General features: G+C 64.4%; 15 protein-coding genes. 10 read left to right on the forward strand and 5 right to left on the reverse strand.

Features of this window, described 5'->3' with window-relative positions:
* Positions 1 to 2: 2 nt before the first annotated feature.
* From GGR03_RS23495 to GGR03_RS23510, 4 genes are all read right to left on the reverse strand, one after another.
* Complete coding sequence (locus GGR03_RS23495) at positions 3 to 1190, reverse strand: DUF3095 family protein (protein WP_252920348.1); 1188 nt, start codon at positions 1188 to 1190, stop codon at positions 3 to 5.
* A gap of 82 nt (positions 1191 to 1272) precedes the next feature.
* Entirely contained in the window at positions 1273 to 2415 is a 1143-nt protein-coding gene (locus GGR03_RS23500; protein ID WP_183211251.1) for a GGDEF domain-containing protein, read from the reverse strand.
* 163 nt (positions 2416 to 2578) lie between these two features.
* The gene (locus tag GGR03_RS23505; protein ID WP_183211252.1) at positions 2579 to 3139 is read right to left on the reverse strand and encodes an HNH endonuclease; all 561 of its coding nucleotides are present in this window, start codon (positions 3137 to 3139) and stop codon (positions 2579 to 2581) included.
* A 171-nt stretch (positions 3140 to 3310) separates the two neighbouring features.
* Positions 3311 to 3964, reverse strand: a complete 654-nt coding sequence (locus GGR03_RS23510; RefSeq protein WP_183211253.1) for a DNA-3-methyladenine glycosylase family protein — start codon at positions 3962 to 3964, stop codon at positions 3311 to 3313.
* 73 nt (positions 3965 to 4037) lie between these two features.
* Here GGR03_RS23510 and gluQRS point away from each other — a divergent pair, with 73 nt between their 5' ends.
* A complete protein-coding gene (gene gluQRS / locus GGR03_RS23515) occupies positions 4038 to 4970 on the forward strand; it encodes a tRNA glutamyl-Q(34) synthetase GluQRS (RefSeq protein ID WP_183211254.1) in 933 nt (310 codons plus the stop codon).
* On the opposite strand, the gene GGR03_RS23520 is transcribed toward gluQRS, so the two are convergent.
* Positions 4942 to 5901 (reverse strand): AEC family transporter, encoded by a 960-nt coding sequence (locus GGR03_RS23520; RefSeq protein WP_183211255.1) that lies wholly within the window; start codon positions 5899 to 5901, stop codon positions 4942 to 4944. The two genes, gluQRS and GGR03_RS23520, sit on opposite strands and share 29 nt — an antisense overlap.
* A gap of 201 nt (positions 5902 to 6102) precedes the next feature.
* Between GGR03_RS23520 and GGR03_RS23525 the strand changes: the two genes are divergently transcribed.
* The 9 genes from GGR03_RS23525 to GGR03_RS23565 all read left to right on the forward strand — a co-directional run bounded on the left by GGR03_RS23525 (position 6103) and on the right by GGR03_RS23565 (position 15319).
* Positions 6103 to 6993 carry a DMT family transporter gene (locus tag GGR03_RS23525; protein ID WP_210292277.1) on the forward strand — a complete coding sequence of 297 codons (891 nt, stop codon included), beginning with the start codon at positions 6103 to 6105 and terminating at the stop codon, positions 6991 to 6993.
* 95 nt (positions 6994 to 7088) lie between these two features.
* A complete protein-coding gene (locus GGR03_RS23530) occupies positions 7089 to 7277 on the forward strand; it encodes a twin transmembrane helix small protein (protein ID WP_183211256.1) in 189 nt (62 codons plus the stop codon).
* Positions 7278 to 8277: 1000 nt separating this feature from the next.
* The gene (locus tag GGR03_RS23535) at positions 8278 to 9324 is read left to right on the forward strand and encodes a DNA cytosine methyltransferase (protein WP_183211257.1); all 1047 of its coding nucleotides are present in this window, start codon (positions 8278 to 8280) and stop codon (positions 9322 to 9324) included.
* Between the two features lie 23 nt (positions 9325 to 9347).
* Positions 9348 to 11318, forward strand: a complete 1971-nt coding sequence (locus GGR03_RS23540; protein WP_246368455.1) for a BbrUII/HgiDII family restriction enzyme — start codon at positions 9348 to 9350, stop codon at positions 11316 to 11318.
* 2 nt (positions 11319 to 11320) lie between these two features.
* Positions 11321 to 11758, forward strand: a complete 438-nt coding sequence (locus GGR03_RS23545) for a very short patch repair endonuclease (protein ID WP_281379100.1) — start codon at positions 11321 to 11323, stop codon at positions 11756 to 11758.
* A 65-nt stretch (positions 11759 to 11823) separates the two neighbouring features.
* On the forward strand, positions 11824 to 12390 hold the full coding sequence (locus GGR03_RS23550) for a cob(I)yrinic acid a,c-diamide adenosyltransferase (RefSeq protein ID WP_183211259.1): 567 nt from the start codon (positions 11824 to 11826) through the stop codon (positions 12388 to 12390).
* 275 nt (positions 12391 to 12665) lie between these two features.
* Positions 12666 to 13415: an electron transfer flavoprotein subunit beta/FixA family protein gene (locus GGR03_RS23555; protein WP_183211260.1), complete on the forward strand. Its 750-nt coding sequence runs from the start codon at positions 12666 to 12668 to the stop codon at positions 13413 to 13415.
* A gap of 23 nt (positions 13416 to 13438) precedes the next feature.
* Positions 13439 to 14368, forward strand: coding sequence for an electron transfer flavoprotein subunit alpha/FixB family protein (locus tag GGR03_RS23560; RefSeq protein WP_183211261.1), 930 nt, complete (start codon positions 13439 to 13441; stop codon positions 14366 to 14368).
* Positions 14369 to 14437: 69 nt separating this feature from the next.
* On the forward strand, positions 14438 to 15319 hold the full coding sequence (locus tag GGR03_RS23565; RefSeq protein ID WP_183211262.1) for a 3-hydroxybutyryl-CoA dehydrogenase: 882 nt from the start codon (positions 14438 to 14440) through the stop codon (positions 15317 to 15319).
* Positions 15320 to 15351: the final 32 nt, after the last annotated feature.

The raw sequence follows: 15351 nt of genomic DNA on the forward strand, positions 1-15351 counted from the left end.
GGTCAGCCCTGCCGCGTCGCCCGGCGGAACGCCATTGCCGCGGCGGCCGCATAGCCGCCCATGGCGCCATCGACGAAATGCAGATGGTCACTGCGACTTGCCACCGGCACGAAACAGGTCATCAGCGCCGCCTGCTGGCGATGCGTGCCGGCAAAGGCAACGCCCTCTGCCTCGGCCTTGGCGAGGCGAGCGGTGATGCGGTCGGCCAGTTCCAGCGTGCAATCCAGCGTCATGCGCAGCCCGTCGTCGAACTTCCTGAAATCGCTGTTGCCGGCGAGCTCGACCCGATAGCGGTCGGGCTCGAAGGCGCCGACCCGCACGCCGCTGCGAAACGTCAGATGGGCGAGCAGGCTGCGCAGGCCGACCGACAGCTGCGATAGCCAGAGCGGCCGGCCTGTCGAGGCGGCGGCGGTGCGCGCCTCGATCGCCAGACCGGCCGTCGGCCAGTGCAAAGGCGGCCCGCCGGGGGGAACCGGATTGGCGTCATCGCCGCCTTCTGCCGCCATCGCGAGAAGGTCATGCACCAATGTGGCGAAGTCCGCGCCCGGCTCGGCGGCGGGGACGGCAATGACCGAGAGCACCAGCCCGCGCTTCGCCGGCATTGCCGAAAACCGGCAGGACAGGCCGTCGAGATCGGGCCGTGCAGCCTCGCCTTCGGCCGCGGGGATACGGTACTGCCCCTGCTTCATGCACCGCTCCGCAAAGGCCAACCCGCCGCCGTCGAACATCGCATAGGCGACGCCGCCGGACGGCGTGAATCGCGCGACGCGGACATCGCGCCCACTGGCGCGGATTTCCGCGACGCTGACCATGGCGGTGCGGAGCTCGAAGCCGAAGGCCTCGCCGGCCCAGCCGGCAACGGCGGCAAGGGTCTGGCGCCCGGTCCCCGATTCGCTGGCGGGCAAGGCGAAGCCCGCACCATCGCCACTGAACACGAACGGGAAGTCGCGGCCGCCCAGCGCATTCGCCAGCGCCGCGATCACCGCCGCGGCAACGGTGTTCACCGCCTTGTAGCCGCCATTCACGACGGCCTCGGTGGAGCGCACGATATCGGCAACGCCGATGACCCAGTCTGCCGGCAAGGGCGCATAGACCGCCGGGTCGGCCAGACGGCGGAAATCCTGCAGCCGCGGCAGCGCCTCGTAGAAGGCGAGATCGGTGGTTTTGTTGCTGATATTCTGGACCGTCACGATGGCGGTACTCCGAGGCGAGGCGGCCGGCCCACTCCTACCACGCCCGCCGATGCCGGCGAAGCGCCTGCCGGCCAGCTTGCTAGGCCGCCATCTCCTGCCTGTCGCGTTCGGTCGCCATGGCCGGATCCCGCTGCGCCCGCTTGGCCGCATACATTGCGTCGTCCGCCTCGCCGATCAGCCGGTCGATGTCGACCCTGCCCGCGGGGATGCGGGCGATCCCGATGCTGGCGCCGATCGTCACGCTGGCATTGGCGAGGCGGAAGGGCTCGTCGAGACTGTCGCGGATGCGGGTCGCCAGCGTCTCGGCTCCGGTCAGGGCTTCGGCGGTCCGGCTCTCGCAGACGATGACGAACTCATCGCCGCCGAAGCGGGCGAGCAGGTCCCTTTCGCCGATACAGCGGCGCAGCCTGACCGCCAGCTGGGCAAGCAGCTCGTCGCCGGCCTGATGCCCGTGCTCGTCGTTCACCGGCTTGAACCGGTCGAGATCGATGAAGAGCAGCGCTCGCGAACCGGCCGCACAGCGTTCGGGATCATCGATCTGGCGGAGCAGCGAGTTGCGGTTCAGGAGCCCGGTGAGCGGATCGGTGGTGGCGAAGCGCTCCAGCGACCGCCGGCTTTCCAGCATCTCCCGGATCGTCAGATATTGCCGTCGCAGATTGATCATCAGCGCCACCACGGCGAGTACCAGGTTGAGGCCCAGTATCGTCAGATCGAAGCGGCCGGAGGTCAGGCACACCAGGGTGATGGGCAACAGGGTCAGGGTAACCTGCGTCATCGCGACGGCGGGCCGGACCGCGACGTACATGACCAGCCCATAGGCATTCGCGATCAGGAAGCCGCCACACCAGGCGAAGACGTAGGGATCGCCGGAATACATGGCGACGACGACGAGAAGGCCATTGGTCAAGCTGTAGGGGATGCCTCCCAGCGCGTAGAGGTTCTGCCAGCGCCGCGCGCCAAGCCGGTCGAGCCAGCGCCGCCTGCGAAAGCGATAGGCGAGCCCGAACCCGATGCGGGCATAGCCGATGCAGCACCCAAAAACGGCAAGGAAGACGAAAAGCGGATCGCTGGTGCGGAAACCGGCGAAGACGGCGATCAGATGCAGGCCGACGACAGAGGCGATGAGGGGCACGAGCGAGCCGTACATCAGCTCGATCATCTCCGCGAACACCGGAAGTACGACGTCGTCGCCGCGTATCCACCGTTTCAATCGCTTGCGCATGGTGTCCCCCAGATCACACTGGCGACAATACCACTTTACGACTGAAGGTTGCCTCGCGGACTGAATTTCCACTGTACTTCAGTGTTACAGGCTTAACCACTTCCTGCGATGGGCGCGAGGATTGCGAATATTGGCATGTAACCCCTCTAGCAGAGGGTGTTGATCACTCCGGATCCAGTTCGGAGTCCCAGTAGAGATAGTCGACCCAGCTCTCGTGGAGATGGTTGGGCGGGAACAACCGGCCGTTGTTGTGCAGATCGTGGACGGTCGGCTGATAGGGCTTCTGCTGCGGGATCATTCCGGCCGCCTTCGGCATCAGCCCACCCTTGCGCAGATTGCAGGGGGAGCAGGCGGCGACGACGTTGTCCCATGTCGTCAGGCCGCCGCGGGACCGCGGCACGACGTGGTCGAAGGTCAGTTCATGCGGCGAGCCGCAATACTGGCACTGGAAACGGTCGCGCAGGAAGACGTTGAATCTCGTGAAGGCCGGATGCCGGGCCGGCTTCACATAGGTCTTGAGGCAGACCACCGAGGGCAGCCGCATCGAGTAGGTGGGGCTGCGGACAGCCCGGTCGTATTCCGCCAGGATGGTCACGCGGTCGAGAAATACCGCCTTGATCGAATCCTGCCAGGACCATAGCGAAAGCGGATAGTAGCTGAGCGGCCGGAAGTCGGCGTTCAGGACGAGCGCTGGGGATAACTCTTGAGTGACAGCAATCGTCACCTGCCAATCTCCTTGCCTCTGCATGTCCCGATGGCCGGAACACGGGGACTATCGTGCTCTATCGTGTCGCCTTTGTGAAGCCTCGGACTGAGGCCGTGCAGGGGGTTGCGCCCCATGCTGGCGGGGCCGGGAAAACCGGGGCGGCAACGGGCTGTGGATAACTTTGGGAAGCTACGCCGCGGCGCCGGCGATCGGCACGGCATCGCGCCGCGTCACGGCGGCATAATACGACCAGAACAGCCGGGCTGCGACCGAGCGGTGCGGCGACCACGCCGCTGCCAGGGTCGACACGTCGCGCGCCGTGGGGCGGCTCGCAAGACCGAAGGCGTGGCCGACGGCCACTTGCAGCGCGAGGTCGCCGGCGGGAAATACGTCCGGGTGACCGCCGCAGAACAGCAGATAGCACTCCGCCGTCCACGGTCCGATGCCGCGCACCGCGACCAGTTCGGCGATCGCTGCCTCGGCGGGTGCGGCGCCGATGCGGCGAAAGTCGAGGCTGCCGGTCTCGATCGCTTGCGCGACCGCAAGCAGCGTCTGCTGTTTGGGCCGGGACATGCCGGCACGGCGAAACGCTTCGTCGGACGCGGCGAGGATCGCCGGCGCACTGTCGACGGCGATCTCCACGGCCAGCCGCGCGAGGATCGCATCGGCGCTGGCCCGCGATACCTGCTGGCCGACGATGATGGCGACGAGGCCGGCAAGTCCGCCCTGCCGGCGCCGCAGCGGCACGGTGCCGGCACGCTCGATCACGGCTTCCAGCCGGACGTCGGCGGCGCGAAGCGCCGCAAGACCGGCCGCGATATCGGCCTCGGTCGAAATGGTCATGCCGCTGCCTCCCGTCACTTTCCCCTCGCAATCGGACTCTAGATGCGCAGCCAGAACGAGGGAACCGATCCGAATGAACGACACGCCGGACGTCTTCCGCTTTGCCCCCAGTCCAAACGGTGAACTGCATCTTGGCCATGCCTTCTCGGCGCTGCTCAATCACCGGCTGGCGCGCGAATCGGGGGCGGATTTCCTGCTGCGGATCGAGGACATCGACAGGGCGCGCTGCACGCCGGCCTTCGAGCGGCAGATCGAGCAGGATCTGTTCTTTCTCGGCGTCGACTGGGACGGGCCGCCGCGCCGGCAGTCGGAGCATTTTGCCGACTATGCGGCGGCGCTGGAAGCGCTGGCGGACGAGGAACTGATCTATCCGGGCTTCATGTCGCGCGGCGAGATCCGGGGTTTCGTCGAACGGTTCGAGGCGGAGGAGGGGACGAAGTGGCCGCTCGATCCGGACGGCGCGCCGGTCTATCCCGGCCTCGACCGGCAGCTGTCGACCAAAGAGCGCGAGCGCAAGATGAGCGATGGCGAGCGTTTCGCCTGGCGGCTCGACATGGAGAAGGCGATCGAGCTTGTGCCCGCGCTCGCCTGGCAGGAAAGCGGGGAGTCGCCGGCGGGCGACAGCGGCGAGATCGTCGCCCGGCCGCTGGAATGGGGCGACGTCGTGCTCGCACGCTTCGACACGCCGACCAGCTACCATCTCGCCGTCGTCGTCGACGATGCGCTGCAGGGCGTCACCGACGTCGTGCGGGGCCGCGATTTGTTCTATGCGACCAGCGTCCACCGGCTGCTGCAGGCACTGCTCGGCCTGCCGGCGCCGCGCTATCATCACCACGCGCTGATCCTCGGGCCGGACGGGCGCAAGCTGTCCAAGAGCCTGCGCGACACCTCGATCCGCGCGCTGCGCGAGGCGGGGCTGACGGCGGAGGACATTCGGCGGATGGTCGGGTTTGCCGGCCGCTCGGCGTCGGAGAGCTTCAGCCGAGGACGATCAGCCAAAGGCTGAGGGTGATCACCGACAGCACCGTCGAGACCAGGATGGTGGTGGCGGCGAGGCGTTCGCCGGAGCCGAAATGCACCGCCAGCAGATAGGCGTTGACGCCGACCGGCGAGGCGGCGGTGATGACCGCGCCCTTCAGCCAGAGCGGCGGCAGGCCGAAGGCGGTGCCGGCGGCGAAGACGAGGGCCGGCATGACCAGCAAGGACAAAGTCGAGACGATGGCCGACGACAGGATGTCGCCGCGCAGGCCGTAGCGGGTCAGCGACATGCCGAGCGAGAACAAGGCCAACGGGCCGGCGGTGCCGGCGAGCAGCCGCGTCACCTCGTCGAGATGGGATTCGAGCTCCAGGCCGGTCAGCCGCCAGGCGGCGCCGGCGAGGATGCCGATGACAAGGGCGCTGGTGGCGAGGTTCTTCGCGACGCGGGCGAGGGTGCGGGCGAGCGAGACGGTCGGGGGCGCGGTGCCGGCCGCGCGGGCGTCGAGCAGCGCGGCGCGCTCGATCAAGAGCGACGAGGCGATCATCATGACCGGCAGATGAATCGAGATGATCAGCAGCAGCGGCTCGAGGCCGGCGTCGCCATAGGCGCGCTGGAGGGCGGGAATGGCGACGAAGACGGTGTTGGCGAAGCTCGCCGAGATGCCGGCGATGACGCCGCGGCGGTGGTCGGATGCGGTGAAGCGGCGCACGAGCAGCGTGGCGGCGGTCCAGGTGATCGCGACGGCGCCGAAATAGGCGAGCCAGAGAAAGAGCGGGTTGGCGGCGCCGAAATCGGCGGTGGCGAGGGTGCGGAACAGGAGGAGCGGCACGGCGACGACGAAGACGAAGCGGGCGAGGGCGTCGCCGGTGGCGGCGGGGAGGAGCTTGGCCCTGGCCATCAGGAAGCCGATGGCGATCAGGCTGAAGATCGGGACGATGACGTTGAGGATGGTCTGCATGCGGGGCCCGCCGGCAAGGGGTCCCATGGTCGATAGACCCCCGGCGGGGCGAAACGCAAATCGGCGGCGGCCGCAACGTCGGGCAGGAAAGACGGGAAGCTGGGTTCCGGCGGGGCGCTTCGCCTGCTATCGGGACGCCGTCGGCCGTCCGGCCGGTCCCGTCACGGCGCCGCAAAGGCGCCGCCCGCGAAAGCGCCCATCTTGAAACGGCTTCTCGTCTTCTTCCCCGCTTTGTTCGTGCTGCTCTGGTCGACCGGCTTCATCGGCGCGCGCTATGCGATGCCGCATGCCGAGCCGTTCACGTTCCTCACCATGCGCTACGCCCTGGCGCTGGCGCTGCTCGGGGCGCTGGCGGTGATGACCTCGGCGCCGTGGCCCAGATGGCGGCCGGCGAGCCATGCGATGATCGCCGGCAGCCTGATCCACGGCGTCTATCTCGGCGGCGTGTTCTATGCGGTGCGGCACGGGCTCAATGCCGGGATCGCGGCGCTGATCGTCGGGCTGCAGCCGATCCTGACGACGATTCTGGCCGCCAGCTTCCTCGGCGAGAAGGTCCGGCCGCGTCATTATGTGGGCCTGGCGCTCGGGCTTGTGGGCGTCGCGCTGGTGATCCTGCCGAAGCTCGGCGGCGCCGGGGCGTACGGGTTCCAGACGCTGGCGCCGGTGTTCCTGTCGGCGATCGCCATCTCGGTCGGCTCGGTCTGGCAGAAGCGCTTCGTCGGCGGGGTGGATCTGCGCACCGGCACGGCCCTGCAATATCTCGGCGCGCTGGTCCCGACGCTGATCCTGGCGCTCGCCACCGAGACGATGGTGGTCGACTGGACGGGCGAGCTGGTGTTCGCGCTGGTCTGGCTGGTGCTGGTGCTGTCGATCGGGGCGATCTTCCTGATGCTGTATCTGATCCGCGAGGGCGCGGTGTCGCGGGTGGCGTCGCTGATGTACCTGGTGCCGGGCGTCACGGCGGTGATGGCGTATCTCCTGTTCGGCGAGACGCTGCAGCCGGTGCAACTCGCCGGCCTCGCGCTGGCCGGGATCGGCGTCGCGGCGGCGACGCACCAGCGGGGGCCCAAGGTGCTGCCGCCGCCCTCCTGAGCGCGGCCGATCGCCGCCCGCCGGGCTTGCGCCTCGCGCCGTGGCGCGAGCTGCCTATATGAAGAACTCAGCATCGAAACCGCCGAAAGGCCGGCATGTCCGATTTCCTCACCTATCTCGCCCTCCTCGTGATGATCGCCACGGCCGGCGTGCTGCTCGCCGGGCTGTTCAACATGATGCGGGCCGGCGACGGCAACCGCTCGCAGAAGCTGATGCGCGCCCGCGTCATGCTGCAGGGCGTCGCGGTGATCCTCATCGTCGGCGTGCTGCTGCTGGCGCGGTAACCTCTCCTTCGGCTTTGGGTCTGGGCGTCTGCCGTTGGCGGCGCTCGGCGGGTTGCGCGCGCACCCTCATCCGGCGCTTCGCGCCACCTTCTCCCCGCTGGGGAGAAGAAGGGAGCCCGTTCCGGCGCCGTTTTCGCAGACGCCATTTCTTTGGCGACGCTGGCGGAAGCTCGCCATTCCTCTCCCGCTTGCGGGAGAGGGTGGATGCGAGCGGGAGCGAGCAGACGGGTGAGGGTGTTTGCCACCAACCTTTCTCCATAGCCCGGGGTCCCCGCCAGCGACGAGCGCAGCGAGGGGGAGGGGCAGCGAGTCTCTGTCCCGTCCGTCGCGGCTTCGCCGCTCACTGACGGGCCCCTGGCCGTTTCGTCTTCGACGAAACAGGCTGCGGGATGCCGCAGGCCAACCCTGCGACGTATTTAGCGTCATGCGGTTCGCCTCCGGCATCCCGCGCGGCGTTTGACCATCCCCTCGCCACGTGATCCGCCCGGAGGCGGCTAGCGTGTGGCCGGCTCTTCGCGCCCGGGGGCGCTCAAGCGGACCGATCCGCAGCCCTCTCATAGTGGAGGACGGTCCGGCGGCTCGAAGGGCGGTCCGGGCCGAAGCTTCTCCGGAAGAAGCCCCGTCGCGGCCGCCGCCCGCCGGCCCCCGAACGATCCCGGTGATCATTCGCGCCCGTTTCGCGGGCCGGCGGTGAGGGGAGTATGCGGGGGGTGTGGGAGGTGGGGATAAGTTTTTTTCGAGTTACACAACCCACTGGACGAGAGGTGCAGCCTAGTTCATTATATATTTAAATAATGGCAATTAAGGCGTGTGTCATGTCTCGCAACGAAGACGAGCAGGTCGTTCAATTCATGGTCTCTCCAAGAATCAAAAAAGCAATTAAATCGCTTGCGTTGGAGCGGGACGAAACGATTCGGACCTTGATCCTTCGGTCTCTAAGGGATTCTGGTCTGCATTTAGACGATGAAGAGCTCATTGATCGGCGAAAGGGCGTCGCTCGATGAGCGCCAGCAATGCGCCCGCCTCGGTCGTGGATATCTTTTGCGGAGCTGGCGGGCTCTCCTACGGATTCCTCGATGAAGGGTTCAGTGTTGTGGCTGGCATCGACGTCGATGAGGGCTGCCGTCATCCATACACAAAAAATCTTGGAGCCCCATTTCTTCGACGGGACGTCGCCGAAATAGAGGCAAAAGAGATCTGCGATTTGTTCGTGCCCAACCTTCCGAGGGTTTTGGTCGGCTGCGCCCCCTGCCAGCCCTTCTCAAGCTACAACCAAAAAAACGACGATCCAAAATGGCAGTTGCTGCGAGAATTCGCTCGGCTGATAGTAGATATCCAGCCAGATATTGTTTCCATGGAGAATGTTCCCCGCCTCCTAACTTTTAAGGGTGGGTTGGTTTTCCAGGAGTTTGTTCGGACGCTGCGAGCCGCAGGCTACGAGGTCAATTTCGATATTCTTTACGGGCCCGATTTCGGGATGGCGCAGTCGCGATCCCGTCTCGTTCTTCTAGCTGCCAAGGGCGTGGGGCCTGAACTCCCCATGCCAACACATAAAGATGGCTATCGGACGGTTGCAGACGAGATAGCAGATTTATCTCCCTTGGGCGCGGGAGAAGTGGATCCAACGGATCGCTTACACCGAACGAGCAAGTTGAGCGAAGTAAATTTACAAAGAATTCGTGCCTCGAAGCCCGGCGGAACCTGGCGAGATTGGCCTAGAGACCTTATTGCAGGATGTCACCAAGAGGAGCGTGGTCGGGGCTACTCCTCCGTGTATGGGCGCATGGTTCTTGATAAGCCTTCTCCCACAATCACCACGCAGTTTTATGGGTTCGGTAACGGTCGATTTGGTCACCCTATACAAGACCGTGCTCTCTCCCTCAGAGAAGGCGCCATGCTCCAAGGTTTTCCTCGAGATTATTCATTCTTACCCGATGAAACAGAGGTTTCCTTTAAGACGATCGGGCGAATGATCGGAAACGCCGTGCCTGTACAGCTGGCGCGGGCAATCGCACGCGCTGTTCAAAAGCATTTGGCGGGAAATTAATGTCTCAATTGCGCAAGCTTCAGATGAAGATCAGCCTAAATGCTCTCGAGCATCTTGGCATGAACCTCTACAGTAACGTTCCCGCCGTCTTATCAGAGGTCGTGGCGAACGCTTGGGATGCGGATGCGGCTAAGGTGAAGATCCAACTCGACAAGAGCGCAGAGCGGATCGTTATCGACGATGACGGAACGGGCATGACCCGTGACGAAGTCATTGAGCGGTTCCTCACAGTAGGATTTCGGCGGCGCACTACTCTTGGCGACCAGACCGAAAAAGGTCGTCGACCTATGGGGCGTAAAGGCATCGGCAAGCTGTCGACCTTTTCCATCGCGCGGGTTGTGGAAGTCTATACGGAACGGGGCGGTGAGCGGACCTCGTTCCAGATGGATCGGGAGGCAATACGAGAAAAGATTGAGAACGCAGACAACGAGCTTTACGAACCGGTCGAACTGCAAGATTGGCCTGCGGACCATCCGGGCGGAACGCGGATCGTGCTCTCAGACCTAGCAAAGAGTTTGACCAAGCTCACTGACGCTGGATTGCGAAGGCGGGTCGCCCGGAGATTTTCGATTATCGGACCGAGGCACGGCTTCGTCGTATCTGTGAATGGGAAGGATATCACAGCTGCAGACCGCGGATACCATGGAGCCTTAGAATACCTTTGGATTTATGGTAAGCAAAATGAGGTCGTTACGCTTGCTAATAACTTGAAGCGTACGGCGGACGACCGGACTGCAAATGTGGCGGAACGCCTTAAGAGTTCTAGTCTTTCCTTAAAAGGTTGGATTGGTACTGTCGAAAGCCCAGGTCAATTAAAAGATGAGGAAGGCGACAATCTCAACCGTATCGCTATTTTCATGCGGGGAAAGCTCGCGCAAGAAGATATGCTTGATGACTTTGGGCAGAAAGAGATTTATGCAGACTATCTGATTGGAGAGCTTCATTGTGATGAGCTGGATCTGGCGGCTGAGGCGGATATTGCGACGAGTAGTCGTCAGTCACTTAAGCAAGATGATCCGCGTTATGAAACTCTGAGATCTACGGTTCTTTCTGAGCTCCGTTACATAGCCAGCCAATGGAGCGAGCGACGCCGCGAAGATGGCACGAAATTTGCGCGCACAGTGCCGGCGGTGGCGGAGTGGCTCGACAGCTTAGAGGGGGATACTAAGAAGCAGGCTCAAAAGTGGGTTGGGCGGCTGAATGAGATTCGCTCTGACAAAGACAACGACCGAAAGGAGCTTCTCAAGGCGTCGATTTTAGCGTTTGAGAGTTATCGTCAGCGCCAGCAGTTGAGCATGCTGGATAAGATGAGTGTTGACAGTGTCGCGGCTGTTCTCCCGATTTTCAAAGATATCGACTCTTTAGAACTTAGCTACTACGGGCAGATTGTCAATTTGCGCCTCGGCGTGGTCCGTAAGCTTCAAGAGATGATGCGCACAGACGTAAAAGAAAAGATCATACAACAGCATGTTTTTGATCATCTTTGGCTAATCGATCCTTCTTGGGAGCGCGCTAAAGGGACAGAAAATCTTGAGACAAAGATTGGAGAATTTCTGAAAGGGGACACGGCTAAGTTAAACAGCGCCGAGAAAAAGGGGCGGATAGATATAGCCTATCGAACTGCTTCTGGATCCCATGTCATCATTGAATTGAAGCGGGCTTCTGTCGCGACATCAGTTGATAAGCTAGCTGCTCAGGTTCGGAAGTATCGTAATGGCGTGCGAAAAATCATCGAGGAAAGCGACTATGCCGGCTGGCCGATTCAGATCGTTTGCTTGGTCGGCAATCCGCCTCCTGAGTGGAATGAGCGAAATGGACAACAGGAGGTAAAGGAAACACTAGCGACGGTGGACGCTAGATTGGTGTTCTACGACCAGCTGGTCGACAACGCACAGAGGTCCTATGCGGACTATCTTGAGGCGCATAAAAAAACAGATCGCCTGTGGGATGTTTTCAAGTCGATCGACGACTTTGTGCCGACGCAGCAATCATAATCATGGGTAGAATTGACGAGCTTTCCGTTGATCCCTTGCGTTCGCGCATCATGCGGAGCGTAGGATCGAAAAAGACCAAGCCGGAAATGTTAGTCAGACGGGCCCTTCACACCATCGGTTACCGTTTCCGGACTAATTCAAAAGCACTGCCTGGCTCGCCGGATCTGGCCTTCACTGCTCGCAAGAAGGCTATTTTCGTTCACGGGTGCTTTTGGCACCGTCATTCGAATTGTCGCCTTGCAACGACACCCAAGACGCGTGCTGAATTTTGGGAAAACAAGTTTAGTCACAACGTGGAGCGAGATGCTCGAAAAGTAGCTGAGCTTGAAAGTCTGGGTTGGGAGGTCATTGCCGTTTGGGAGTGCGAAACGCGTCAGATGGACACCGTTTTGCCGCGCGTTGTCGAATTCTTGGGCAAGCCGAGGGTTATGGAGCGCTAACCAGCCGCACCACCCCCTGTCTCGCATCCTCCCGCGCCCTACGTCGCCGGAAAACCGGAGACAGCATGGTCAAGCTCAACAAGATTTACACGCGCACCGGCGATGCCGGGGAGACCGGGCTCGGCAATGGCGAGCGGCGGCTGAAATCGGATCTGCGGGTCGAGACCTATGGGACGGTGGACGAGCTGAACGCGGTGATCGGGCTGGCGCGCCTCTCCGCCGAGCCCGAACTCGATGCGATGCTGGCGCGGATCCAGAACGAATTGTTCGATCTCGGCGCGGAGCTGGCGACGCCGCTGACCGGCGAGCCTCTCGGCTACGAGCCGCTGAAGATCATCGCCTCGCAGGTCGAGCGGCTGGAGCGCGAGATCGACGCGATGAACGCGAAGCTGGAGCCGCTGAAGAGCTTCGTGCTGCCGGCAGGGTCGGCGGCGGCGGCGCATCTGCATCTGGCGCGCACCGTGGCGCGGCGGGCCGAGCGGCTGATGGTGGCGCTGGGGCGGGTCGAGACCGTCGAGGCCGTGGCGCTCGCCTATGTCAACCGGCTGTCGGACCATCTGTTCGTGGCGGCGCGCATCGCCAACGAAGACGGGCGGGCGGACGTGCTCTGGGTGCCGGGGCAGAGCCGGTAGCGGGCAGGCGGACGGGCGCCGTGGCCGGCGGGGCGGCGGTGTCAGCCGGGGGCCGTGCGGCGGGGTTCGTCGGCGCGGGACGGCCGGGGGCGGATGCGGCGCGAAAGCGGGGCTTGAAAGATGCGGGCCGGGGCGTCACTAAGCCGGCAGGCACAGACGTCGCTTTGACGATTACGTAAGAATCCGATATCGCGTCGGGCAGATAAAGGCCTCGGCCGAAGCGCTGCGCCAGGCCTGGGCGGCCCGCTGCGGGCCGAGCAAGGGAGAGCATCCGCATGAAGGTCCTCGTCGCCGTCAAGCGCGTGGTCGACTACAACGTCAAGATCCGGGTCAAGCCGGACGGCACGGGCGTCGACCTCGCCAACGTCAAGATGAGCATGAACCCGTTCGACGAGATCGCCGTCGAGGCGGCGATCCGGCTGAAGGAAGCCGGCACGGTCACCGAGATCGTCGCCGTCTCCGTCGGGCCTCAGCAGGCGCAGGAGACGATCCGCACGGCGCTCGCGATGGGCGCCGACCGCGGCATCCTGGTCAAGACCGACCAGCCGACCGAGCCGCTGGCCGTGGCGAAGATCCTGAAGGGCGTGGTCGAGGAGGAGAAGCCCGACCTCGTCATCGTCGGCAAGCAGGCGATCGACGACGACTGCAACCAGACCGGCCAGATGCTGGCGGCGCTGCTCGGCTGGAGCCAGGGCACCTTCGCCAACAAGATCGAGGTGGCGGACGGCCGCGCGGTGGTGACGCGCGAGGTGGACGGCGGGCTGCAGGTGGTGGACCTGGTGCTGCCGGCGATCGTCACCACGGATCTCAGGCTCAACGAGCCGCGCTACGCCTCGCTGCCGAACATCATGAAGGCGAAGAAGAAGCCGCTCGAGGAGAAGACGCCGGAGAGCTACGGCGTCGACATTTCGCCGCGGCTGGAGATCATCAAGACCGCCGAGCCGAAGGGCCGCGACGCCGGCATCAAGGTGGCGAGCGTCGACGAGCTGATCGACAAGCTCAAGAACGAAGTCGGCCTGCTCTAAAGCGCCCTTCCAGGAGACAATCGATGACCACGCTTCTCATCGCCGAACACGACAATGCGGCGCTTTCGGAACAGACGGCCAAGGCGCTGACCGCCGCCGCGCAGCTGGGCGGGGACGTGCATGTGCTCGTCGCGGGCTCGGGCTCGGCCGCGGTGGCGGAGGCTGCCGCGAAGCTCGCCGGCGTCGCCAAGGTGCTGCATGCCGATGGCGCGCCCTACGCCAACCAGCTGGCCGAGCCGCTGGCCGACCTCGTGGTGGGGCTGGCGGCGGGCTACGATGCCATCGTCGTGCCGGCGACGACCGGCGGCAAGAACGTCGCGCCGCGCATCGCCGCGCTGCTCGACGTGATGCAGGTGTCGGACGTCACCAGCGTCGAGGGGCCCGACACGTTCGTGCGGCCGATCTATGCCGGCAACGCCATGCAGACGGTGAAGTCGCGCGACGCCAAGAAGGTGATCACGGTGCGCACCTCGGCGTTCCAGGCGGCCGGCGAGGGCGGCTCGGCGCCGGTGGAAACGGTGGCGGCGGCGGGGGATCCGGGCCTGTCGCGCTTCGTCGAGGACCGGCTGGCGCACAGCGAGCGGCCGGAGCTGACCAGCGCCAAGATCATCCTCTCCGGCGGGCGGGCGCTCGGCTCGAAGGAGAAGTTCGAGGAATATCTCTTGCCGCTCGCCGACAAGCTGGGCGCGGCGATCGGCGCCTCGCGCGCCGCGGTGGACGCCGGCTACGCGCCGAACGACTGGCAGGTCGGCCAGACCGGAAAGGTGGTGGCGCCCGACCTCTACATCGCCGTCGGCATCTCCGGCGCCATCCAGCACCTCGCCGGCATGAAGGATTCCAAGGTGATCGTGGCGATCAACAAGGACGAGGAGGCGCCGATCTTCCAGGTCGCCGATTACGGCCTGGTCGGCGACCTGTTCCAGATACTGCCGGAGCTGAAGGACAAGCTCTGACGCGGCTTTGACGGGGTTTCGCCGCCCCGATAGGCTGGCAGCGGGGCGCGAGAGGAACGGGAATCCGCGATGGTTACGGGCATCGAGAAGATCGGCATCGTCGGCGCCGGGCAGATGGGCGCGGGGATCGCCCATGTATCGGCGCTCGCCGGCTACGCGGTAACGCTCTACGACATCTCGGACGACAGGCTGAAGGAAGGCCTCAGGCGCCTCGGGGCGTCGCTGGACCGCAAGCTCGGCTCGGAGAAGATCACCGAGGCCGAGCGCGCCGCGGCGCTCGCACGGGTGGTGACGACGACGGATCCGGCCGATCTCGGCGGCCTCGACCTGGTCATCGAGGCGGCGACCGAGGACGAGACGGTCAAGCGCAAGATCTACCGCGAGATCTGCCCGCATCTCAGCCCCGAGACGATCCTGGCCACCAACACCTCGTCGATCTCGATCACCCGCCTGGCCGCCTCCACCGACCGGCCCGAGCGGTTCATGGGCATCCATTTCATGAACCCGGTGCCGGTGATGATGCTGGTCGAGCTGGTGCGCGGCATCGCCACGGAGGACCCGACCTTCGAGGCGGCGCGGGAATTCGTCGCCTCGCTGGAGAAGACGATCACCGTGTCGGAGGACTTTCCGGCCTTCATCGTCAACCGCATCCTTTTGCCGATGATCAACGAGGCGATCTACGTGCTCTACGAGGGCGTCGGCTCGGTGGAGTCGATCGACACGGCGATGAAGCTCGGCGCCAACCACCCGATGGGCCCGCTGCAGCTCGCCGACTTCATCGGCCTCGATACCTGCCTGTCGATCATGCAGGTGCTGCATGACGGGCTTTCCGATTCCAAGTACCGGCCATGCCCGCTGCTGGTGAAATATGTCGAGGCCGGCTGGCTCGGCCGCAAGACCGGCCGCGGCTTCTACGACTATCGCGGCGAGACGCCGGTCCCGACACGGTAGGGGGGGTCGGGCGGCGCCGGTTCCGCGGCTTC

Source organism: Aurantimonas endophytica, from assembly GCF_014196845.1.
GTDB classification, from domain to species: Bacteria; Pseudomonadota; Alphaproteobacteria; order Rhizobiales; family Rhizobiaceae; genus Aurantimonas; species Aurantimonas endophytica.